The sequence below is a fragment of the Cloacibacterium caeni genome, assembly GCF_907163125.1.
GTDB classification, from domain to species: Bacteria; Bacteroidota; Bacteroidia; order Flavobacteriales; family Weeksellaceae; genus Cloacibacterium; species Cloacibacterium caeni_B.
In genome coordinates this window covers 2,339,027-2,359,549 of the sequence record NZ_OU015319.1, presented here as the reverse complement: position 1 = coordinate 2,359,549, position 20,523 = coordinate 2,339,027, and the positions used below count along the sequence as shown (strand labels likewise).

Sequence of the window (20,523 nt, the reverse complement as noted above, 5' to 3'; positions counted from 1 at the left end):
ACGTACTTTGGCTTCTTCCAAGCACCGAAACGGTACGTTCAAATCGACCTAAAAGTTCTGTAAAACCTGGAACTTCGCGCTTTGCCTGATTGATGAGTTTGTTTTCTCTAAGCGCTTCTAAACTCTTTTTTTTGTTGCCATTCTAGTGATTTTTTAATTATCTTTACAAAGTAACTAAAATATGCGCAAGGGTAAAGCTACCGAAGGTTTAGTTCAACAGCAGTAGCTGTTGCACAACTCCACTTTTTAGAAAATAATCATTAAAAAAGATAAAATTCAACCCTTTGCTGGCGCGAGCATCATGCTCGTGTCCACATTACCAAATTTCATTAATTTTCTACTGCTCATCTTTTATTTATTGTAAGCACGAGCGAGACGCTTGCGGTAGGGGGAGAAACTTTGGTAGCCTTTTTAAGCATTATGGGTTTATCGTAAAAAATTTTTAAAAATATTGAAGAGACTTCTAGAAAGGTCTTTTTTTTTGTGAAACAGATTGATTTTTTATTAACTTTACAAAAAAAACGAACGCTGTGATAACTCAAAAAGCATTTTTGCAAAATTTTCCCATGGAAGCAATGCTTCCTATAAAAACTACGCTAAGCCACCAAGTCGTTACCTGCAAGTATTACCAAAATATCGTTTAATGAAATATAAAATAACTGAATTTGAAATTCGAAATTTTAGGTCTATTTTAAAACTAAAAATACAACCAAAAGAAGATAATTTATTAGTCATATGTGGTGTAAACAATATTGGGAAAACTAATTTCCTAAGAGCTCTATATCTTTTCTTTAATCCATTTGAAGAAAATTTTGAACCACAAAGAGATATACCCTATCATATAGCTGAAGCTACAAGAGGTTCTGGTTATAAAACTACATTATTTGCAAAGATCAAAGAAATTGAAACTGGTTTATCTTATCACATTAAGCAAGAATTTACTGAAACTAAAGGTGTAAAAAAAATTACTATCTCTGGTAATTTCAATAACAACAATATCAATGAAAGTGAAATATTAAAATTTCTTACTAATAAGTTTAAATTATTTTTTATTGAAGCAAGTAATGTAGATATTCCTAAATTGATCTCTGAAATAGTCAATGATGAAATTTTACCACTAAGTTTAGATAGAAGGCGTGGTAAGCAACAAAAAGAATCTCTAGATAAGTTGGATGATTTTATTAATCATTCAAAAAATGTTGTAGACAAAATAGAATCTGAATTAACAAAATTACTTATTGATTTACTTGATGACATTGACTCGCTTGATGTTAAGAGTTGGAAATTAAAAATTAATTTTCCAGAATATAATTATCTAAGGGAAGCTATATCAAATATGATTACATTTACATTATTTGATACAAATCAACATCCATTAGAGACAAAAGGAAGTGGAATTCAAAGATCAATTCTGTTATCACTTATTAAATATGTAAATAAGAAAACCAATAAAGATGTAATTTGGGCTATTGATGAACCAGAAGCTTTTTTACAAGCTGGTTTACAAAAAAACCTTTATAAAAATTTTGTTGAAGAATCTATTTCCTCTCAAATTTTAATAACAACTCATTCTCAATTCTTTATAAATGTAAACAATTTAACTAATACTTATTTATTTGAAAGTATTAAAGAAGCGAAACCTTTTAAGAGAAAAAACAATTCAATCTACTATAAACTTGATACTAAAATATTCGAAGGTCAAGAATATGAAAAAGCAGAAAGAATAAAAGATAATTTCGGCTTAAAGAAAAATGATAATTGGGAAGTTATGCCATTTAATATTTTAGTAGAGGGATGTATGTCTTCAAACTAACTTAGACATTTTGGAATAAATCCTTAAGGAGTATTTTAGGTTATAAATTTATTAATTTTTGTTGAAAATACAATTGTCTTCTTTTACGGATAGAATCCGATTTTATTTGTCTTCTTTTTTCCAAAATCTGTTCAGATCTTCCGAAGTACACATCCGCTGGCGTAAGGTTTTCCAAAGATTCGTGATATCGTTTATTATTGTAGTTTTCCACGAATTTCTTTAAAGCTTCGATAAGTTCTTCTGGATGGTAAAAATGATTCAGTTTTACCACATTTTTCATCGTTCTATGGTATCTTTCAATTTTCCCTTGGGTTTGTGGGTGCATAGGTTTCCCATGTACCTGTTTCATCTTCAAATCATCTTTAAGATAGGCTTTGAGTTCGTTTGACACATAGCAAGAACCATTGTCTGAAAGTAATTTTGGTTTGGCTTTAGACTTCAATTTTGCTTTTTCAATTGCGGTATTCACAGTTCTTTTCACGTCTTCTGCTTTCATCGAATCGCAGATTTCCCAGTGGATAATATAGCGACTATAATCATCCAAAATGGTGCTCAGATAGTACCAGCCCCAACCTATAACTTTGAACCCAAATCACGCAGTTGAAATTTTTTGAGATAAGTCTATGGGGTAATCCCAAATTCCGACGAACCATTTTCTGCGTTTTTTGGTGAGTGCAATCTTCAGTTTGAGTGTGTCACCTACTTTTTCAAAATAAGCTCCAATAGCAAAGGTTCTATATCGTAGTGTAGATAATGTTTTCTGCGTTTTTTCCTGAAGAACAAACAGTCTGAAAATTGACATCAGATTATAAGCAATCATCGAAAATATAAGTGCAGCTTCTGTAGGGAAAAAGCCTTTAAGGTTAAAACTTTCGGCTCCAAAATCTGCCTTTAATTCCTTGATTCGATTCTCTGCATCGCCTCTGTTTCGGTACGTTCTCCAAACATCTGTTGCCGATTGTTCTTGGTTGGTAATATAGGCTGAATAGCGATAATTTCTATGGATTTCATCTTCCGGAAACAGGCTTAATATTCGGCCTGCCGCATTCGGCCGTTGTGCTATTTTTTGCCTTACAATGACTATCCTTCTTGGCTTTTCCCAGTTTTTTGCTTGATAATATTTGTCGCAAATTTCGATGCCCTCATCAACTTTTATCCAAAAATCTTGCTGGTCTATCAAGTGTTGAATGGGGTGAGTAAATTTTGCAGCGATGATGTATTGGAGTGTTTTTAATTCAAGATAATCCATAATGTCTTTCTGGAAAAAACCACTATCCAAACGAACTAATCCTACTTTCTTATCCCCAAAATTTAAGAGTGTTTCTTCTAAAAATCCTACAAAATTATTTGCCGAAGAAGTATTGCCGCTCCTGAGCCAAAAATTAGCGACCATCTTTACATCGTTCACAAATGCAATGATAGGATGATGGCTGTTTCTTCCTTTTTTCTTAGGATTGTAGCCTTTTTTTGCTCCCTCTTGCTCTCCGTATCGAGTAATTACAGATGAATCAATGTCTAACGTAAAATAATTGAGGTTCAAATTCTGAAAAAACCAACTGAAAAAATAATGCCCAACTTGCTGGTTGATGTGTTGTGTAAACTTGCCAAAATAGCGTTTATATGCGTCCTGAGCAGGGGTCTTTCGCCAGTCAAATATTTCCCCAAGAGCCTTATCTGCACGGGTAATTTCTGTGTGCAAAAAACGATTGGCACCACACCAAATACTCGTAATAAAAGATTCAAGCAAAACTTCTTTTTTATAAGAATTATTGGAAAGTGACACAGGTAAAGATTCGCATTTTTCAATTTGCTCTCTAAAGCCGATTTTGTCCAACATTTGCTTTAAAAACACCATGCCTCCCCAAGGCGTAATCTCTTTATTGGTAAAGGATAGCTCGAATTTCATCGCTTATTTTTTTCTACTGCTACGCAGTTGGATATTAGAATACTAAAATACTCTTTTTTTTCTATTGCGGAATTTGGGTTGAAATAAGTAAAATCAGTTTGCCACATTTGATGCACGAATTCGGTCTTGTCTTTAAATTCATTTGCTGCTGAAAGAAGAAAATGATTTGGTGCCGGGATTAAATCCCGTTGCTTTAAAATCCTGTAAACACTGGATTCTGAGATGAAAACACCTTGCTCATCGGTAATTTTGTGTGCCAGTTCTCTTGAGGAAAGTTCAGTATGTTCCAATGCTATTTCTACTACCAAATCTTTTTGTTCTTCAGGTATGCTGTTCCATTGTCTTTTGGAGGTTCTTTCGGTCGTTTCTAAGCCTTCGTAGCCGTTTTATAAATACTTTTGATACCATTTGTAAAACGTACTTCTCGCAATCCCAAAGCTTTCTAAGGTTCGTTTTACTCCAATCTCACTTGTGGTGACCGTTTGAATAATTTCGTATTTTTCGCCTGCTGTCAGTCTCATATATTTTCGGTATTTATGGATTAGTCCAGCATGTCTAAGCTTTTTTTTACGATGTCATAGCGTAGAACCAAATCTGCTACCATCTCCTTCAATCGGGTATTCTCTTTCCTCAAGTTAGAAACTTCATCACTGGTGGCTTCACGGACAACATCTCCGTTGAGACGTTTCTTTCCAGCTTCCATAAACTCTTTGTTCCATGCGTAGAATTGCGATTGAGCAATGTTGTGTTTTCTACATAATTCTACAACAGAGGTCTCTGCACGAAGTCCTTCCATTACAATGAGAATTTTTTGCTCGGCTGTAAAAATCCTTCGTGTATTTTTACGAATGTCTTTTACGAATTTTTCAGTACTTTTTTTCTTAGGTGTTTCCATAATTAAATGTAATTCTTTTTTTTGAAAACACTCCTTAATTTTTATAATATAAAGTGTCCACTTTTTGCTGACGATTTACAGTAGAGGGACAAGAAGATAAAGATTATCTAAATCAAATTTACAAATTATATGGTTTTCCTATACCAAATATCCTATCAGCTGGTGGTGTAAATAAATTTTCAGGCTATTTACAATTTATGAATGATTATTGTTCAGATATGCAGAAAAAACCAGTTGTTGTTGTGCTTTATGATAAAGATTCTGCTGGAAGATCAGAATTTGCATCTCTAGATAGTCAAAAAAAGAAGAGTAATTTTTCAAATATTAAAATCGTAAATAAATATATTTCCAAATACGATGGTACTTACCCAAATGACATAGAAATAGAAGATTTTATTCCTATAAACATTGTGGTTGATGCTGCTAACAAAATAATTCGTAAAAGGAGTTTTTCGATTATTAAATCAGAAGATAGGACTAAAAAATCTTTACCTATATATGAGAAAACACCTATTCTGAAATTCTTGAATGAAATGTGTAAATTAAGAAACACAGACAAAAGCTATCAAATAGATTTTGAAACACTTGAAATCAAACTATTATTATGTAAAAACATTTGTAATCTTCTAGAATATGATAAAGAATCACAACAAGAAATTTTTGATAACATTAAGATTAAACAATTTATTAAAGAAGTAAATGCAAATGCTGGCTGCTAGCTAGAGTTTCGTTGGGCTTGCAAAGCCAACAATAAAACTCCTGTTGAACAGTAGCTTCGGGAGCTTTTTTATCGACAAAATATTTTACAAAAAACAGATTGTTTTTTTATTAACTTTACAAAACAAAAAAAACGAACGCTGAGCTAACTCAAAAAGTATTTTTGCAAAATTTCCCCATGGAAGTAATGCTTCCTGTGAAAACCTCGCAAAGTCGCCGAGTCGTTATGTGTAAACCAACCCAAACAAACCTTAAACAATGAGTGATTTTTCTATAAGAGATATTTTAAACCAAGTAAGTAAAGGGAACTTAAGAATTCCTGCATTTCAAAGGGGTTTTGTTTGGGATTCAGATTCTGTAGCATTTCTAATGGATAGTATTTTCAAAGGCTATCCATTTGGGACTATACAATTATGGAGAACAAGAGAAAAGCTAGAAACGGAAAAACAATTTGGACCATTCCAACTTTTTGAACGAGATGAAGAATATCCTATTGACTATGTTCTAGATGGACAACAAAGGGTTACATCAATATTTGGTGTTTTTCAAACCGAAATTGATGAAATTGAAGGTATTGAAAACCCTTTTAAAATATATTACGACTTAGAAGCTGATGAAAATTCTCAAGACTCACAATTTGTACCATTAAAAGATGAAGATGTAATCCCTGAAAGGCATTTCCCGTTAAACTGTTTATTTGATACAGTAAAATATCGACGGGCAACATCTAGATTGGAAGAGTCTATTTTAGAAAAAATTGATAGTCTTCAAGCTGTGTTTAAAGAGGTAAAAATACCTTATCAAACTTTAGAGACAGATGATAAATCTAAAGTTGCAATTGTGTTTGAAAGAATTAATAGAAAGGGAGTACCATTAGACACATTACAATTATTAACTGCTTGGACTTGGAGTGAAGAATTTGATTTACAAGATAAATTTGAAGAGTTGCAAGAAGAATTAAAACCATATGGTTTCGAAGAGTTAGGAGGTAATGCGGATTTACTTTTAAGAATATCCTCTGCTGTTCTTACTCATTCTGCAAGCTCTAAAAACTTAATTGAATTAAACGGAAATACTGTCCGAGAAAGATTTCAAGAAGTAACTAATGGAATTAAAGGTGCTATTGATTTTTTAAAACGAAATCTAAAAATTGAAAAAATAGCAAATCTACCATATGAGCACTTTTTAATTCCACTATCTGTATTCTTCTCTAATCAAGGTAATCACCATTTTAACTATAATGATGAACAACGCAAGAGATTAATTTCTTGGTTTTGGAAAAGTTCTTTTGGAAAGCGTTATAGCGCTGGAACAAACAAAAATATCCAAAAAGATATTGAAGAGATTATTAAACTTAAAGCTGATTATACAACATCAAATTTAAATAATGTTGCGTTCAATATTAATGAACATTTTTTTAGAACTAATGATTTCACAATGGGTTCTGTAAGTACGAAGTCATTAATTTTGCTTTTGGCTCAAAACAATCCCAAAAGTTTTATTTCAGGAAGTCTTATAACTTTATCAAGCGTTTTAAAAGACTATAATCGAAATGAATTTCATCACATTTATCCAAAGGCGTTTGTCAATTCTTTAGAACAAGACAATATAGATTATTCAGTAAACTGTCTAGCTAATTTTAGCATAATTTCTCGTGCAGATAATAAAAAAATCGATTGTAAGGAACCTTCACAATATCGTGAACAGGAAATGCCTGATGACTCGATCGATATTCTTAATTCGGCCTTAATTGATGAACAAAAATTAATTGATAATAATTTTAATGATTTTATTGATAATCGTTCGATAAAATTATTTGAATTTTTAAAAACCTTTATTTAAACGGCCTACACATAACATATCTATGTCAAAAAACAAGAAAAATAAATAAACCAACTTTCGTCGGTATTCTATTCATTTATAAGTTTAAAAAACTGTTTAATAGTAATTTTTCTTGCTTTACAATTTCTGAAAGTGTTTTGACAAGAATTCTAAATTTTATCTTCTTTTACTTCGAAGTCGAAAAAATCTTTTAAAGAAATTTCAAGGAGGTCGCAAAATTTTGCAATAGTATAAATAGTCAATCCTCTTTTATTGTTTTTACTTTCCCAACGGTTTAATATTTGCCTATCTATTTCGTATTTTTTAGCAAATTCAGATTGCGTTAAACCAGTATTAGCTCTTAGAAACTTAATCCTATCAGCAATTTTATTTTTAAGCAAAATATCTTCTTCGTTGAGTTTAGCCATAACGCAATTTTGCAAAAAATAACAACTTTTATGTAATCCACTTGGTTTACATTGATAATTTTACTATATTTGCAAATAACATAATGCAATTATTCATATAGAATCAAAATATTGAAGCAATTGCTTAGAATCTCGCATTAGAAAACTGGTAATTTTATGTGTACGAGAAGATAAGTAAATTTGCTCACGACCGCGGCGTGGGCTCTCTTATCGTACACGGGTATACCAGTACCTCTAATGCAGTAAGTTGAGTTCCACGCCTTTTCTATTGGGCAAAATGTAGTGGGTATGTGTGTTGAATGGTACAAAAGAATTCATCTTCATGATCGAAGCAGTTCCTTCCAGCTAAAACACACTGCTTATGAAAAGAACAGACTCTTTGCCTCGGATACTGAAAGATGCTCAACTCTATGAACTGCTGAAAAAAGGCGACCCAAACTCTTTAGAACATATTTATTTGCGCTACAAAAGACTTCTTTTCTGGATAGGAAAACAAATAGTGGAGGACGATTTTGTGGTAGAAACGCTTGTTCAGGATGTTTTTCTCAAACTTTGGTTGCAACGTGATTCTATTGAAACACCCAATCATATTTTGGGGTTTTTAAGGTTTGTTTTAAAAAGAGATTGCCTCACTTATTACAGTTCTCCAAGAAATAAATTCACTCGCCTTATTAATTCCTTAGAACGTTACGAGAACTATCAGGATTATCTGGCTGGTTACGACCCTGCTCAAGATAAAGAACTTCTCCTCCTTCAGGAATCTGAACAGAAAAATTTAGATGAAGTGAAGAAGGTTTTAAATGTTTTGGATTCTAAAAGGAAAAACCTCATAGAACTTTGCCTTGAATATGGCTTCCAGTACAAACCTATCGCAGAAGCTATGGGAAGCAGTGTAAAAGATATTAGCAATGAAGTGAACAGAGCCATCAATGACCTTCGGGACATTATTAAAGGGAGTTCTTTTGAACAGCCTAAAGTAAAAGTCTCAGAACATGAAAAGCAACCCAATAAACTCAGCAGTCGACAACTTGAGATTTTGAAAAGAAGGTTTGAGCATAAAGCCTCTTTCTCGGTGATTGCTCAAGAACTCAATTTATCTGAAAAGGATGTTCATCGGGAATTTCTTTTTGCGTATCAATTTCTACAAAGTAAAAAAAATACTTCTGAAACACTTCTTTGAAATGGAAAAATCGACAATTACTCTTACCCGAAGAATTCAGTTGCTCCTAGATGTTTCTAGCGAGGAGAAAAAAGCGATGTGGGAAAAACTGTATCGCTATCAGAACCGGTGTTATAGAGCTGCTAATTTTATTGTTTCTCATTTGTATGTTCAGGAAATGATGAAGGATTTCTTTTATTTTACGGAAGATATTCAATACAAGTTGGCGGACATCAATAAAGATGAAATGGGAATGTTTAACCGCTCGAAAACCAATACTACAGCACGAATGGTGTTTGATAAATTCAAAGGGGAAATCCCTACTGATATATTGGGAAGCTTGAACAATACCATTCAATCTGTTTTTTCAAAAGAAAAATCTGACTATTGGCGAGGTGTAAAATCTTTGAGGAACTTTAGAAAAGATATTCCTATTCCGCTTCCTGTTAAATGCATCAGCAAAATGAGATATGAAGAGGAAACGAAAGCATTTTGTTTTAATGCATTTGCCATTCCTGTAAAAACGTATTTGGGAAAAGACTTTACGGATAAGCGTTTGATTATGGAACGCCTTTTAAAAGATGAAATAAAACTTTGCACCTCGCAGATTCAATTGAAAGACAAGAAAATCTATTGGCTTGCTGTATTTGAATTTGAAAAAGAGGAACATCTTTTAAATCCTGAAATCATTGCTGAAGCTTCTTTGTCTCTGGAACATCCTATTGTAGCTAAAGCCAATAATGTGCGCATCAATATTGGCACAAAGGAGGAGTTTCTCTACCGAAGGCTTGCTATACAGGCTAGTCTGAAGAGGATTCAAAATGGTATTGCTTCTGCCCGTTCTGGAAAAGGGGCGAAACGCAAAAAAAAGGCTCTTTACAATAGAAAAAATATTGAAAGTAGGTATGTGAATCATCGGCTTCATTTGTACAGCAAACAGCTTATTGATTTTTGTATTGAGCAACAGGCAGCGACTCTTATTCTTAAAAATCAGGAGGACAAAATTGGGATTGCCAAAGAACAGAAATTTGTGCTTCGCAATTGGAGTTATTATGAATTGCAAGCCAAAATAAAATACAAAGCTGAAAAAGCGGGTATTGAATTGATTATAGGATAGCAGCAAGCAGCTTAACGAGGGTGCTTGTACACCCGTAAGGTGAGGTCTTGAACACTCACTAAATACTCTAGCAGTATATACAACGGCGTGGGTCTCTTTTTTTTCTGAAATAGTGATTGTGATAAAGGAAATAAATATTGGGAAACCTTCCAAATTTTCCTATACAGAAAGTATTTCCCTACATTTTTAGGGCTGTTTTGTAAAATTAGTATCCTAATTAATTAGTAAAACTTAGTGTTATTTTGATTAATATTTCAATGATTCTAATAATTCGCTACTGCCCTAATTAAGGTTTTATCCTTTTTATCAATATCAAAATTTTTTATTAATCCTTTGGATTTAAGTATTCCTAATAGAACAATATTATAATTATTAGCTTTAAACGTTGGTTTATGCTGTTTCTTAAATAACTCACCATAAGACCAACTAATGTTTTTCACCAATTCAATTAATTCGGAAGTTCCTAAACTTTCATTATACAAAGTAACAAATTTCACCTTACTTTCAATAGATACTAAAGAATTCAATATAATTTTCTTTATATCGATTGTTAAATCAATAGTTTTAGATTTTTGTAAAATAATTTCTCCTATAATTTTCGCAATCTCTTTATTACTTCCAATTATTGTTTCATCAATTTTTGTAATAAAATCAAATTTATTAACAATATTTATCTTTTCAGATTTTAAAATTAATAAAATATCATTTCCATCAGCTTCAAAATCTTCAAATTTTACTAAAATTTCGGTAAAATTTTTCTCTAATAATTTTATGTGGTTATTTTTAAAATTCTCTCTTAATATGTCATAATTATCTTTTGTTGTATTTAAAACTTTATTTGTGAGAAATACAACTTTATTAAAATCTACATCTTCAAAATTTAGTTTATTCCACCCAAAATAACAACTATTTAAAAACTTATCATAATTTACATCTGTAAGTTCATTACATAGCATTAAACTTATTTCAAAATCTTTATTCTCTCTAACTAATTTATTTTTAGACAATGTAGAATTAACATTTTCAAAATTCAAATATTTAACCAAACTATCATCAATCTTATTTTCACTTTCTTTATAATAACTTATTACATTATCCCATTTAGGAACAACTTTATTCTCAATTAACAGATATTTTTTAACTTCGATATCATTTATAGAACTTAAATCGGATATTTTAGTTTCTACTTTTTCAATAATTTTCAATTTTAATTTAGAATCTAATTTATCATTATTTAAAAGTAGTTTCAAACTTTCTTCATCTTCTATTACATTATTTTCTAACTTCAAATAAACATTTTCTATATAATTATCAATCTCTTCATTGATATACTTTATCAAAGGTTCACATTTAGAGTTCTGTATTGCAGAATAATTAGTCGTTTCAAAAGATAAATTATCAAATTCTTCACTAAATTCATTCAATAAAAGTAAAATATTTTCATTTGTAATTTTATAGTGTCCTTTTTTGTAAATCAACTCAAACAAATATTTACTATTTTCATTCGGTTGCTCTAACCTCAAAATTTTAATATTTAATAATGGTAACAATTTCTCAATTTGGGATTCAAACCAAATGGGACTATAATTTTTATCATAATTATATAAATATTTTATATTTTCTTCTATTGTTTTCTTAATTAATTTTCCGCTTTGGACTTCAATCAGTTTTTCCAAATTCAAATTCAAAATTATTATTTCAAAAATGTAATATTTTTTATTAACATCATAAGTACTTTTATTAAAAACGTAATCCCAAAAACCACCCCATTTAATAGTAATCTTTTCAATAAATCTATTTAGAACTTTTTTCCTTTCTATATACCCATCAATAAATTCAATAGACCTTTGTTTTTCATTCGATAATAATTGAATAAAAGCATTATATTTTTGCGAATATTTATCATATTCCTCACCTAAAAAATCTAATAAATCAAAATTTAAAATAGAATCTCTACTAAACCATTTTAATTCTAATTTGTCTGCAATAGTTTCACTATGTGTAAGTTTATACTCAAAACTTTCATTAAAAGAAGCCTTAACACTCTTTTCAAACTTTTTATCATCTACAGTAAGAGAAACTTCGTGGAACAGAGAAATATAATCGTTGTAGTTTTCATTAATATAACCCTCCAAAACTAAATTTCTTAATAGTCCATTATTGGAAAACTCACTTAAATATTGGTTAATATCTACTTCTCTAAAAATTTGTGTTAAATCCCAATTTTCTATTTCGTTTTTTTCTTTCTTTAATTTTTCTATTTCTTTTTGTAAGGTTTCAATTCTATCATTGTGTTTACTTTCTATAAAATATTTTCTATCCTCAAAAGTAAAATTAGGATTAACCTCATTTTCGATTTCATCAAAATCAAAATTTAAAACATTATTTTGAGAATTACTGTAATGTGGGTGTTGGTATCTATAGCTAATTTTACCTTCAGAAATTAATTCATCAAATTTATCTTCTTCTTTCAAATCATTAATCTTTATTTCTGAAAAATAAATTGCATTGTTTGGCAGTTTCGTTAAAATTTGGTTTATATAGATTTGTCGTAGTTCTTTTATATTAGATATGTTTTCTTCTTCGATATCTTCAATTTCAACAGTTTTTTTTGCTATTTTATCATTTTTTTCTTTAACTAATACTGTAATGTAAGATTTCTTATTATTAATCAAATTATACAATTTACCTTCTTTATTATTAAGTTTATTAAAGTCCTCAGGTTCAATGTTTTTATAAGTTATCATTGCAAATAACTCTTCCTCACTTCCTTTTAAAATATTGGGATTTAATACCTTTCTATAAATAACAAATTCATGGAATATATTAATTAATAACCTCATATCTATATCATCAATAAATGTAGTAATATCAGATATAAATTCTTTACTAAAAACATTCTCTTCTAAATCGGAATCTTTTATTAAAGTTTTAAGTTGTTCCTCTGCATTAGTAGAATTAATAAAAGGGATAACGGGAATTATGTATTCAAAGAATTTCACTCTTTCTTTTTTATCATCGAATAAGTCATCTCCAACGGCATAAAGAAATTTTATTCCAAATTTCTTATATTCTTCTTTATTCTTTAGTGTATCAGCATTATTTAGTAAAATATTAAGTTCTCTTAATTTGGTAAATATGTTTGTATTCTCAAATCGGTCTAAATCTTCAATTACAACTACATTAAAAGGGTTTTTCTCAAAGTAATATAGAATTTCATCGTAATGTTCATTTAAAATAGATTTATTGGAGTTGTCTCCAATTTCTATTTCTCCTTTTAAATTTACCTTATTTATTTTGGAATTACTAAACAAAGAAACTACCAATTTAGAAAAATACCCTATCCCCATAAAGGAAAATAAAAAAATCATAGTTGGGCTTAATTCAAAATCCTTAACCCTAAATGTCCATGTCTTAGGATTTACATAATCTAAAAAATTATATTTAAACAAAAGAATTACACTAATAATCCAAATAGTAAAGCTTAATGGTATAAGTCCCCATAATTTCCAATTAGGAATATTTACAATTCTTTTAAAACGAGATTCAGGTAGATTAGACGGTTTTACCTTATAAACAATTTGTTGTAAAATACTAATTTCAAGCTGTCTTTCTAACTCTTCATTATTTATAATGGTTTCCTTAAATTCGTTTACTATCTCTTTTTCTGCCTCTTTTTCAGATTTACCATTCTTAATTTTTAAATCAAATAGTTCCTTAAAATTTTCTTTTGTTTTAGTTTGGTTAAATGCTGCTAAAGAGATATTCAAAAAATTATAATCATTCTTATTCCAATATTGGAATGTCTTTAAAATTGTACTTTTCCCTGAACCATATCCACCTGTTAATGCAATATTATTAATACTTTTAGCATTTAAAGTATCTTTCAGTTTATCCAAATATGGTTCTACTTTTTTTAAATCTTCTTCATTCATTAATACTTTTGGAGCAAGCGAAGAAATAACAGATACTTCTTCAATATTTTCTTTTCGTTTAAAAAAAGTAGATAGAAATTTTAAATTCATATTGGATAGTTTAGTATTAAATTCTCAAAAACCTTACCTTTAATTAATAAATCTTTAATTGTCAGAATTATACAAAAATAAAAAAGTTTTACGCCATTATGGCATAAAACCTAATAATTTATATAATAATGTTTTTTAAGAGTTCTTTTTATTTTCTTAAGTTATATGTCTAAATAATTCGATATTTATCTACTTTCAAATCCATCCTTAAATCTCAAAAAATTCTTTGCATCTTTGGGGTTTTTCTTCATCCATTTGTTCATCAGCTCAGTATTATGTAGCAGTTGCTGATAGTCTTCATCTTTATAAATAGATTGACCTTCTTTTTTAATTTCATCCAAAACCTCTTGACGGATTTCACTTTTTGATTTAATACTTTCCGCATACCATTGCTTGGTAAAAAAGATGTTTCCTGCTGTTGTTAAAACTGAAAGGAATAATGTCGTAATCATCCCATAAAAGATAGTTTTAATAAATTTTGAATTCTTTTCAAGTGCTTTATTTAGATTCAAATAATCTTCAGAGGGTCTGATTTCAATGGTTTTCGGTATCCTTTCTATAAATTCATTCCTTTCTTGACCTTCTTTTTCTAAAGATTCTGATAATTTTAAAATTGTAGCGTTAAATCTCCTCATCGTAGATTCTGTTGCTCCTTTTATATTCAATAAATCTTCATACACAAATTCTGTTTTTATTCCTTGTTCAATGTTTCTTTCATTGGTTTCAATGACTTTTTTTAATAGTTCTAAGCCATTGTTTTGATTGTGTTCTTGATTACGTTCTTGATTGTACTCTTGGTTTCCTTTTTGGTTTTTTTCTTGATTTTCCATTTTATCTAAATTTTCGTTTTTTCTTTTTTAATAGTTCGTCTTCTGGTGATGAAGTGTAGGTGGGCTTTAATAGTTCTTTTGCTATATTTTCAAACTGTTTACTCACAGATGGTGAGTTTTCTTGTTCATCTTTATTGATTTGTTCTGTTGCTGTTGAGTTGAAAATGATTGTCCTTTCCTGATTTTCTTGAAGTTTCTGCTTAATATCTTTAATTTTTAATGTATTGGTGATTTCGGAGAGTTTATATCCTGGTTTGTATTCTCTCTCGGTTTGATGGTTAATATCTTCAAACTTTACTATTCTCATTCCTGATATTCCTACTTTTTCATTTTGTGAAAGTGTTACCCTATAACCTAACTTTTTCATATTATTCGTTAGTTCGTCAAAGCTTCTTGAAATTCTAAGGGAAGTAGTGAGCGCTTTCAACATTTGCTTTTTCTTTTCTTTGCCAATTTCAATATCGGTTTTCAGGTTCATTTCTTTGCAAACTTCACGAACGGTTTTACCAAAGAGTTCTCCTATGTTGTGGGCTTTAATGGTATTCTCTCCGTGTATATTTACTCTATTGACAATAAAGTGGATGTGTTTTTGTTTGGTTGAGGAATGAATATCTAAAACCATTTGGTTGTTATCCCTTACTCCAATTTTCTTCAAAGCTCTTAATGCCAACTGTGTGAGTTCTTCATTGGATAATTGGTCTCCTATAGATTTTTCTGGAGAAATATATCCTGTCAATGCCCAGTTTTTTACATTTTTATTGCGGTCTGCAACGGTTTTCATTTCTATAAACTGTTGTTCTGGGTTCTGACTTAATAGATTGTTTTGATATACTCGTTCTGCTGTTCCTTTGTCATTGCCATTGTATTCGATGGCGATTTTGGTAATTCGTCTGGTGGTTGCGCTGTTATTCATTTTTGAATTTCAGTTATGTGGGTTTCTGCTTGTTTTGTTTTTCATACAGATATTGATAAATCAGTTTGGTGATATTTTCTATTTCATGGAGGATTTGTTTCTTATTTTCAAATTCGGAAAACGCTCTATGTCTCAATAAATTTTTAATTCTGATGAAATGATTTCCATATTGAAGAAGGATTTCTTCGGTTTTAAATTCATTGATTTTTAATTCTTTTTCGGTTAGAATCATCCTTACATATTTTGATATTTTCAAGTGATATTTTGAGGCTTGTTTTTCTATTTCGTCAAACTCTTTTTCGGTTAATCTTACGGAGATAATTTTTGAAAATTGTTGTGATGTTTTCTTTTTTAAACCGCCTTTTCTTCCGATTTCCTGAAAGTGTTTTTTTCTCTTTTCACCATCCTCTTTCTTTTCATTTTCTTCGACGGCTTTCTTGACAAATTCTTCTAAAAAGTCTTTTTCCATATTGGTGTGCATTTAGTTTTTATTTGAATTTTAGTTGGTTTTTAATAAGGTTTTTCAAAACATTTCTGACGATAGGAAGAAATCAAAAATCCCAATTTTGCAATTAGCGGCTACGCTTATTGTAAACTTTGGGTACTTTTTGCACTAACTATCTGCCAATTTTGCGTGTGTTTATTTTATTCAGGTCTTCATATTCTCTGCCTGTATCTCTTTTACGCATTTCCCAACTCATTAAAAACTCATTCAGGTCTTTGTGGTTTTTGTATAGAATCCGACAGTCTTCTATGTTTTCTCCTTCATTCTTTATCATTTCGACAGCTCGGTTTCCTGCATTGTCGTTGTCAAAATACAGTTCTACTTTTTGATAATTTTGAACTACATTTTTAATTTTTTGAATCATCGAAACGGAATTCAAAATGATATAATCAGAAGGTTCTTTTTCTAAAAAATTTTCTACATTTTTAAAGGAAAGAAAATCAAAAAAATCTTCGAAAATTTTCAAATTTTCTGAATCATTTTTTATCGTCGAAACATCTTTTTTGCCCAAACAAATTTTTGAATATTTATTGCGAATTTCGTAACCTCCAGAATCATTTTTGAAGCCTATTCCGAAATAGTTTTTATCGTTGATTTGATAATGTATCTCTTTTAAGTATGTGGTTTGATTTTCTACTTTTCGGCTTTTTAAATATTCCAAAAGTGCTGGATGTTGAATGTCTTTAACTTCAACTATTGTATAATTATTTGCTAGAGTTTCTTGCTTAGGATTAGAATTACTTTGATGTTGAAAAGAAGAAAAATTTTGTTGTTCTGCCCAAGCTAAAACTTCTTTTATGGAAGCGTTTAAATATTTTTTCATAAAGTCAATATTGTTTCCGCCTATTCCTTCGGAATGGAGATACCAAACGTTGTTTCTTTTATTGAGTTTAAAAGAGGCGTGGTTTTCTGTGGAAAAAGGACTCAGAAACCAAGCTTCTTTTTCATTTTGTTTTGTTGGAAGGTGTCCGAGTGAAACGAGGACTTCTTCCAACTTTATAGAGTTGAATTGGTTGCAGTTCATAGTTGTAAAATATTATGGTTTATTTTTTGGAAATATTTTGATGAATTGATGAGGAATATTTTTAAGTTGCTGTAATTTAAAAGATTACGTTTTCATCAAAGTATCATCATTTCATCAAACTTTAAAATTTATGTTCATCAGTCTTTCATCAAAAATGAAGGTTTTAAAATTTGATGAGGCTTTTGATGAATAGTAAGTTATTGATTTTCTTTTCATTATCAATTAATTCATCATTTCATCAAATTTTTGAAGAATAAAATCTCTTTTTATCGTGAAATAGCGACCAGTTTTATTATTTTGATAAAAATTTCCTGAAAAATCAATGTCATATTTGATATAAGCCAAAGAGTTATTTTGTGGTTCAAGTTTCCATATTTCTTTTAGGATTTTCCTCACATCATTGATTGTCCAATATTGATTTCTAAACATTCGGTTGAGCATATTCAAAATATCCTGAGGAATACATTGAAGTTCTTTTTCATCAGTGCATTCAAAAAACTCATACAAGAGTTCAATGATTTTTGATTCTAACTTGTTATTGTTTTTCCAAACTAATCTTTGTAAAGCTTTAGTTCTGATTTCTGAATGCGAAAACCACATTCTTGTTTTTTTGTGAGTTTGAAAAGGTCTTTGAATGAGATAGCTTAAGAAAAAGGGGATTTCTTTGATAAGGTTTCGCAGAAAATCTGTATTCTCATTTTTTATGGATTTTACTTTGATAATCCAGAATCTAGTTTCTTCTTCGTCAATTTGAATAAAATTGTCTTCATTGTTGGAGCAAAGGATAAATTTGCCAAAAAATTCAACTTCTTCACGGTCTTTTCCTTTGGCTTCCATTTTGTCTTTGTCTGTTGTAGAAAGATATTTTAATCGTTCTGTGATTTCTTTTTTATCAAAAAATACTTCATCAATAGCAACGATGAGCATAGAAGTCCAATCAGAATTGAATTGACTACTGAAGGAATCACCTTTGATGTAAGTCATATTAAGTCCGAAAATAGATTTTAGCCATTTAATGAATGTAGATTTTCCTGTTGCTCTTTCTTTTGAAACTAGACAAAGTATTGGCAAGATCTGTGTTGGTTTTTCTAGTAGAATTTTTAAATAGTCTAGCCCTAATTCTATTTGTTCCCCGAATATATGTTCTATAAACTGAATTGAAAATGGAATATTCTCTTTTAGAGCTTCAAGACTGAATTTTTCTTCGATAGGTTGATAAGGGATTTCATTGTAGATATTATAAAATCCTTCAATAATCTGACTGTAGTTCAAGTGGTCTGGAATACAACAAAACCCGTCGTATTTTGGGATTGTTGAAACGAATGTTTTTCCATAATCACTTACAATGGTTTCTTTGTTCCAACGAACCAATATAGAAATTTTATCACCTGAGATTAATGGTTTTTCAATGATTTTGAAATAGGAAGTTCCTACTCGTAAATAGGGAATTTTTTCGCTCATTTTAAGAATGGTTTTTTATACGAAATTATTAAACAATAGAAATTGTAATGCTCGAAAAGAGCTTACATTCTTCGGTTTTTTCCGTATTCCAAAAGTTCCTTTTTAGAATAGTAGTATCGCCCATTAAAATTGTAATGAGGCAGATTCTTATTTTTCCGCCAGTCAATAATGGTCGGAACAGAAATGCGCAGAAATTTTGTGGCTTCGATTTGAGAAATTAAATCTTCAGGTTGTTCTTCTTCTTTTTTAACGGGTAATGTGAAGTCGGTTGCTTTTTTTAGAATAATTTCAACCGCTTTTTCCAAATCTGCTTTGGTGTGGGAATAAAGTTGTACTGACATTTGATTGTATTTTAAATTCAAATGCAATATTATCAACTTAATAATTGAAAATCAAATAGTTAAAAATGATTCAGAATAATCTAATTTAATCCAAATTCGTCCAAAATAATTTTTTTACAATCCAGATTAATCTAAATTAATCCAGATTAACCTCTCCAATAAATCTTCTGGTTTAACAAATTTTAACTAAAATACTCCTATTTTAATAAAGTTTAACGTTTTTTTTACTTGATTCAAAAATAAAGATTGTTGTTTTTTGATTAAAAATACAAAAACTATCCATCGTCAATATTTTCAGGCATTCATAATGCTGTTGATTTTTTCTTTTACAATTTCAATCCTTTCATCAATAATCAATGGGTGTATATGTGTTTGCAAGAGTTCTTCTAAAAGACCTTTATCAATGATTTTTTGCAATTCAGATTTAATAAATTCTAAAATTCTCTCATCGCACTTTGCTATTTCATCTACAATGGTAATTCTGTTATCAATGATGTAGATAATGTCCTCAATATCGTGGCTGGTTCTATAATCTTTTCCCCGACTATTGAATGCTTCAAACTTTGTTGCAAGAAAACAAGGTGCTGATAAGATGTAAATTTCCTGATCTTTTGCTTTCACTTTCCATAAGTCTTCAAAACCTATTTTATACCAGCGATTGGTTGAACCAAAGGCGTTGTCTTCGGCAGGAATTATATCTACTGGATATTTTTTGTATGTGTAACTGCAAATAGATGTTCCATAAGGGTCTGGATGAAAACCTAATTTTCCCAATTCCTCGATTGTTTTGAGAAATTCTCCTACATTTACGATATTAATTGTAAAATCAATGTCTTTCGTGGGACGTATTTCGTCGGCTGCTGGGTCATCTGTATAAAGACTGATAACAGCTCCACCGACGAACACTACTTGCTCCCTATATTGTTGTAAACCTTCTGCTACTTTCGCTACAACTCCTATATTTATGGTCTTATTATACAATTTTTAAATATTTTTTTAGGTATTCTACGGCTATTTCTTTTTCTCTTGTTCGCCCAACACGAATCGCATCTGTGATTGCAAGTAATTCATATAGTTTTTCATCTTTCAATACTGCTTCTGGAACAGATGGATAAAGTGGTTCTATACTTTGACCTCTTGTATTTCCTTTTGCATAAGCCCAAACATACTTTTCATTACTTTGGATTTCATTATTGAGAGGTAAAGCACTATGAGCAGTTGGAATTCCTCTGACTATTGCTCCCGGCTTCTGAGGAAAAGCATATCTTATCCCATATTGTAGAAACTCGGCAAGAGCATATTTCATTACTACTTTTCCTTTTGGGTCTAATAATCCTGAATTTTTTGACCTTGCAACCGATTCGCTTATTTCAGCTTGGCTTATTCCTAAATCTGCCGCAACGGAAGATTGATTCCACGAATCATTATCGAGGCTAATAATTTTTAGTAACAAAACGATGTCCTGTGGTTTCATATTTTGCTTTGAATTTTTCATATATTGCATATTGCGATATGCAATATTATTAAAAAAAATTGAATTACAAATTAGCATTATTGCATATCGCAAT

19 protein-coding genes and 1 pseudogene are annotated in these 20,523 nt (G+C 30.1%); 5 read left to right on the top strand and 15 right to left on the bottom strand.

Annotated elements, in window-relative coordinates:
• Positions 1-643 precede the first annotated feature (643 nt).
• The gene (locus tag KKQ79_RS10940) at positions 644-1,813 is read left to right on the top strand and encodes an ATP-dependent nuclease (protein ID WP_213190168.1); all 1,170 of its coding nucleotides are present in this window, start codon (positions 644-646) and stop codon (positions 1,811-1,813) included.
• Positions 1,814-1,853: 40 nt separating this feature from the next.
• Here the strand turns inward: KKQ79_RS10940 and KKQ79_RS10935 are convergent, their stop codons facing one another.
• The 5 genes and pseudogenes from KKQ79_RS10935 to KKQ79_RS10920 form a co-directional block, all read right to left on the bottom strand.
• Entirely contained in the window at positions 1,854-2,390 is a 537-nt protein-coding gene (locus tag KKQ79_RS10935) for a DDE-type integrase/transposase/recombinase (protein ID WP_284070074.1), read from the bottom strand.
• A 15-nt stretch (positions 2,391-2,405) separates the two neighbouring features.
• Complete coding sequence (locus tag KKQ79_RS10930) at positions 2,406-3,719, bottom strand: IS1380 family transposase (RefSeq protein ID WP_213188815.1); 1,314 nt, start codon at positions 3,717-3,719, stop codon at positions 2,406-2,408.
• Positions 3,716-4,090, bottom strand: a pseudogene (locus tag KKQ79_RS10925) (helix-turn-helix domain-containing protein); the annotation flags it as partial. The pseudogene KKQ79_RS10925 and the gene KKQ79_RS10930, both read right to left, overlap by 4 nt.
• Positions 4,091-4,105: 15 nt before the next feature.
• Positions 4,106-4,240: a hypothetical protein gene (locus tag KKQ79_RS13925; RefSeq protein WP_284070063.1), complete on the bottom strand. Its 135-nt coding sequence runs from the start codon at positions 4,238-4,240 to the stop codon at positions 4,106-4,108.
• Positions 4,241-4,260: 20 nt separating this feature from the next.
• Positions 4,261-4,614, bottom strand: a complete 354-nt coding sequence (locus KKQ79_RS10920) for a transposase (RefSeq protein WP_069797492.1) — start codon at positions 4,612-4,614, stop codon at positions 4,261-4,263.
• A gap of 197 nt (positions 4,615-4,811) precedes the next feature.
• Here KKQ79_RS10920 and KKQ79_RS10915 point away from each other — a divergent pair, with 197 nt between their 5' ends.
• Entirely contained in the window at positions 4,812-5,333 is a 522-nt protein-coding gene (locus KKQ79_RS10915; protein WP_213190166.1) for a hypothetical protein, read from the top strand.
• A gap of 256 nt (positions 5,334-5,589) precedes the next feature.
• Positions 5,590-7,173 carry a DUF262 domain-containing protein gene (locus KKQ79_RS10910; RefSeq protein ID WP_213190165.1) on the top strand — a complete coding sequence of 528 codons (1,584 nt, stop codon included), beginning with the start codon at positions 5,590-5,592 and terminating at the stop codon, positions 7,171-7,173.
• A gap of 149 nt (positions 7,174-7,322) precedes the next feature.
• Here the strand turns inward: KKQ79_RS10910 and KKQ79_RS10905 are convergent, their stop codons facing one another.
• Complete coding sequence (locus KKQ79_RS10905) at positions 7,323-7,580, bottom strand: helix-turn-helix domain-containing protein (RefSeq protein ID WP_058879007.1); 258 nt, start codon at positions 7,578-7,580, stop codon at positions 7,323-7,325.
• A gap of 361 nt (positions 7,581-7,941) precedes the next feature.
• Between KKQ79_RS10905 and KKQ79_RS10900 the strand changes: the two genes are divergently transcribed.
• Together KKQ79_RS10900 and KKQ79_RS10895 are read left to right on the top strand one after the other, a co-directional pair.
• Positions 7,942-8,760, top strand: a complete 819-nt coding sequence (locus tag KKQ79_RS10900) for an RNA polymerase sigma factor (protein WP_213190164.1) — start codon at positions 7,942-7,944, stop codon at positions 8,758-8,760.
• Position 8,761: 1 nt separating this feature from the next.
• A complete protein-coding gene (locus KKQ79_RS10895; protein ID WP_213190163.1) occupies positions 8,762-9,856 on the top strand; it encodes a hypothetical protein in 1,095 nt (364 codons plus the stop codon).
• A 263-nt stretch (positions 9,857-10,119) separates the two neighbouring features.
• On the opposite strand, the gene KKQ79_RS10890 is transcribed toward KKQ79_RS10895, so the two are convergent.
• The 9 genes from KKQ79_RS10890 to KKQ79_RS10850 form a co-directional block, all read right to left on the bottom strand.
• Positions 10,120-13,881: a YobI family P-loop NTPase gene (locus KKQ79_RS10890; protein ID WP_213190162.1), complete on the bottom strand. Its 3,762-nt coding sequence runs from the start codon at positions 13,879-13,881 to the stop codon at positions 10,120-10,122.
• 185 nt (positions 13,882-14,066) lie between these two features.
• Complete coding sequence (locus KKQ79_RS10885) at positions 14,067-14,711, bottom strand: hypothetical protein (RefSeq protein WP_213190161.1); 645 nt, start codon at positions 14,709-14,711, stop codon at positions 14,067-14,069.
• A gap of 1 nt (position 14,712) precedes the next feature.
• Positions 14,713-15,624 carry a relaxase/mobilization nuclease domain-containing protein gene (locus tag KKQ79_RS10880; protein ID WP_213190160.1) on the bottom strand — a complete coding sequence of 304 codons (912 nt, stop codon included), beginning with the start codon at positions 15,622-15,624 and terminating at the stop codon, positions 14,713-14,715.
• A gap of 13 nt (positions 15,625-15,637) precedes the next feature.
• Positions 15,638-16,105 carry a plasmid mobilization protein gene (locus KKQ79_RS10875; RefSeq protein WP_250131238.1) on the bottom strand — a complete coding sequence of 156 codons (468 nt, stop codon included), beginning with the start codon at positions 16,103-16,105 and terminating at the stop codon, positions 15,638-15,640.
• A 136-nt stretch (positions 16,106-16,241) separates the two neighbouring features.
• A complete protein-coding gene (locus KKQ79_RS10870) occupies positions 16,242-17,153 on the bottom strand; it encodes a toprim domain-containing protein (RefSeq protein ID WP_213190159.1) in 912 nt (303 codons plus the stop codon).
• 222 nt (positions 17,154-17,375) lie between these two features.
• A complete protein-coding gene (locus KKQ79_RS10865; RefSeq protein WP_213190158.1) occupies positions 17,376-18,614 on the bottom strand; it encodes a primase-helicase family protein in 1,239 nt (412 codons plus the stop codon).
• A 62-nt stretch (positions 18,615-18,676) separates the two neighbouring features.
• Positions 18,677-18,955 (bottom strand): helix-turn-helix domain-containing protein, encoded by a 279-nt coding sequence (locus KKQ79_RS10860; RefSeq protein WP_104793086.1) that lies wholly within the window; start codon positions 18,953-18,955, stop codon positions 18,677-18,679.
• A 294-nt stretch (positions 18,956-19,249) separates the two neighbouring features.
• On the bottom strand, positions 19,250-19,936 hold the full coding sequence (locus tag KKQ79_RS10855; RefSeq protein WP_213190157.1) for a nucleotidyl transferase AbiEii/AbiGii toxin family protein: 687 nt from the start codon (positions 19,934-19,936) through the stop codon (positions 19,250-19,252).
• On the bottom strand, positions 19,929-20,450 hold the full coding sequence (locus KKQ79_RS10850) for a hypothetical protein (RefSeq protein ID WP_213190156.1): 522 nt from the start codon (positions 20,448-20,450) through the stop codon (positions 19,929-19,931). The genes KKQ79_RS10855 and KKQ79_RS10850 overlap by 8 nt, the downstream gene beginning before the upstream one ends.
• Positions 20,451-20,523 lie beyond the last annotated feature (73 nt).

Bases quoted from the DNA above. Each gene is read 5' to 3' on its own strand.
- KKQ79_RS10870 (WP_213190159.1), bottom strand. From the start codon at position 17,153: ATGAACTGCAACCAATTCAACTCTATAAAGTTGGAAGAAGTCCTCGTT.
- KKQ79_RS10895 (WP_213190163.1), top strand. From the start codon at position 8,762: ATGGAAAAATCGACAATTACTCTTACCCGAAGAATTCAGTTGCTCCTA.
- KKQ79_RS10850 (WP_213190156.1), bottom strand. From the start codon at position 20,450: ATGAAAAATTCAAAGCAAAATATGAAACCACAGGACATCGTTTTGTTA.
- KKQ79_RS10915 (WP_213190166.1), top strand. From the start codon at position 4,812: ATGAATGATTATTGTTCAGATATGCAGAAAAAACCAGTTGTTGTTGTG.
- KKQ79_RS10930 (WP_213188815.1), bottom strand. From the start codon at position 3,719: ATGAAATTCGAGCTATCCTTTACCAATAAAGAGATTACGCCTTGGGGA.
- KKQ79_RS10920 (WP_069797492.1), bottom strand. From the start codon at position 4,614: ATGGAAACACCTAAGAAAAAAAGTACTGAAAAATTCGTAAAAGACATT.
- KKQ79_RS10875 (WP_250131238.1), bottom strand. From the start codon at position 16,105: ATGCACACCAATATGGAAAAAGACTTTTTAGAAGAATTTGTCAAGAAA.
- KKQ79_RS10900 (WP_213190164.1), top strand. From the start codon at position 7,942: ATGAAAAGAACAGACTCTTTGCCTCGGATACTGAAAGATGCTCAACTC.
- KKQ79_RS10910 (WP_213190165.1), top strand. From the start codon at position 5,590: ATGAGTGATTTTTCTATAAGAGATATTTTAAACCAAGTAAGTAAAGGG.
- KKQ79_RS10940 (WP_213190168.1), top strand. From the start codon at position 644: ATGAAATATAAAATAACTGAATTTGAAATTCGAAATTTTAGGTCTATT.
- KKQ79_RS10860 (WP_104793086.1), bottom strand. From the start codon at position 18,955: ATGTCAGTACAACTTTATTCCCACACCAAAGCAGATTTGGAAAAAGCG.
- KKQ79_RS10880 (WP_213190160.1), bottom strand. From the start codon at position 15,624: ATGAATAACAGCGCAACCACCAGACGAATTACCAAAATCGCCATCGAA.
- KKQ79_RS13925 (WP_284070063.1), bottom strand. From the start codon at position 4,240: ATGAGACTGACAGCAGGCGAAAAATACGAAATTATTCAAACGGTCACC.
- KKQ79_RS10885 (WP_213190161.1), bottom strand. From the start codon at position 14,711: ATGGAAAATCAAGAAAAAAACCAAAAAGGAAACCAAGAGTACAATCAA.
- KKQ79_RS10890 (WP_213190162.1), bottom strand. From the start codon at position 13,881: ATGAATTTAAAATTTCTATCTACTTTTTTTAAACGAAAAGAAAATATT.
- KKQ79_RS10865 (WP_213190158.1), bottom strand. From the start codon at position 18,614: ATGAGCGAAAAAATTCCCTATTTACGAGTAGGAACTTCCTATTTCAAA.
- KKQ79_RS10905 (WP_058879007.1), bottom strand. From the start codon at position 7,580: ATGGCTAAACTCAACGAAGAAGATATTTTGCTTAAAAATAAAATTGCT.